The sequence below is a fragment of the Dysgonomonas sp. 216 genome, from assembly GCF_010501065.1.
Classification (GTDB): Bacteria; Bacteroidota; Bacteroidia; order Bacteroidales; family Dysgonomonadaceae; genus QVMM01.
On the sequence record NZ_QVMM01000041.1, the window covers coordinates 1 to 1,356 of the forward strand.

Below are 1,356 nucleotides of genomic sequence, written 5' to 3' on the forward strand. Positions count from 1 at the left end.
GATAGACTAAAGACTACCGATTCTTATTATATTTTAGTATAAATCCTGTCAACCTATATTAGGACGGGACACCTTAATCTATACTATGAGATAACATTCAAATAAATAGTAATATAAGCGCTATGTATGTATCTATTTTTCACAAGTTGGGAATTCATTTTATTAGTATCTGCAATCTTTGTAGAAATAATAAGATACTCGCTAATATGAATATTAACTCTGAAGATTTTGAATCATGGATGAGAAAACTCATCTCCCGTTTTGATAAAATAGAAAGCATTCTATCCAGGAATCACGTGATAAAAGAATGCCTTGATGGTGATACACTGTTAGATAATCAGGATTTATGTAAACTGCTAGGAGTTACCAAAAGAACACTTCAACGCTATCGGGATGAAGGTAAAATTACCTTTTATATGATTCACGGAAAAACCTACTATAAGAAATCAGAAATAATGGACTTCTTCAAAGCTTTTAAACGGGGGAAATAAATACCCATCAGAATTAATCAATGGGTATTCCCCTGGCAATGCTATCATTTATAAAGACAGGCTTTCCTCGACCTTTCTCACATCTCTCAAGATAGAGCGGTCTAATACTTTTGCATAATGTTGTGTTGTCCGCGTATTGGAATGGCCAAGTATTTTAGCAACATTTTCCAGCGATACGTTATTGGCAAGCATGATTACGGTTGCGCAGGTATGCCGGGCTACATGAGTAGTTAGCGTCTTTTTAATACCACACAAATCTGCAATTTCCTTCAAATATGAATTCATGCGTTGATTACTAGGTACAGGAAACAATAAGCCTTTGCATGTACACTCAGGGTGATTTTCATATTTTTCGATAAGCTGTATCGCAACGCTTAGTAAAGGAATATTTCACATATTTTTAGTTTTTTATCTGTTCTTCCTTATCCACATAGAATCATCATTATCTTTTACCAAATGCTCGGGTTGTAGTTGTTGAATATCAGCAAAGGCAAGTCCGGTGTAGCAACAAAAGACAAATACGTCTCTTACTACATCCAAACGTTGAATAGGAAAATCCTTTTTTATTATAGCTTCCAATTCTTCTTTTGTTAGAAAATCGACATTTGTATCTTCAAATTTGAAACGATAAGAAGCAAACGGATCTTTCTGCATCCAATCGTTAGAAAAAGCCAATCGGATAACTTTCTTTAGATTTTTCAGACGGGTAATAGCCGAATTTTGAGCGCACTTTTTCTCTACTTTCAGGTATACATCAAACTTCCGGATAAAAGATAAATCCAACTCATTTAGTGCGATATCAGACACCTTATATTCAAGCTTAATAAATTCTTCAAGATAGCGGGCTGTTGTTTCAAAACGCTGA

1 protein-coding gene and 1 pseudogene are annotated in these 1,356 nt (G+C 34.5%); one reads left to right on the forward strand and one right to left on the reverse strand.

Features of this window, described 5'->3' with window-relative positions:
* Positions 1-206 precede the first annotated feature (206 nt).
* Positions 207-491 (forward strand): helix-turn-helix domain-containing protein, encoded by a 285-nt coding sequence (locus D0T53_RS13395; RefSeq protein WP_163268737.1) that lies wholly within the window; start codon positions 207-209, stop codon positions 489-491.
* A gap of 48 nt (positions 492-539) precedes the next feature.
* Here the strand turns inward: D0T53_RS13395 and D0T53_RS13400 are convergent.
* A pseudogene (locus D0T53_RS13400) lies at positions 540-1,356 on the reverse strand (site-specific integrase); the annotation flags it as partial.

Coding starts and splice junctions, on each gene's coding strand:
- D0T53_RS13395 (WP_163268737.1), top strand. CDS start 207: ATGAATATTAACTCTGAAGATTTTGAATCATGGATGAGAAAACTCATC.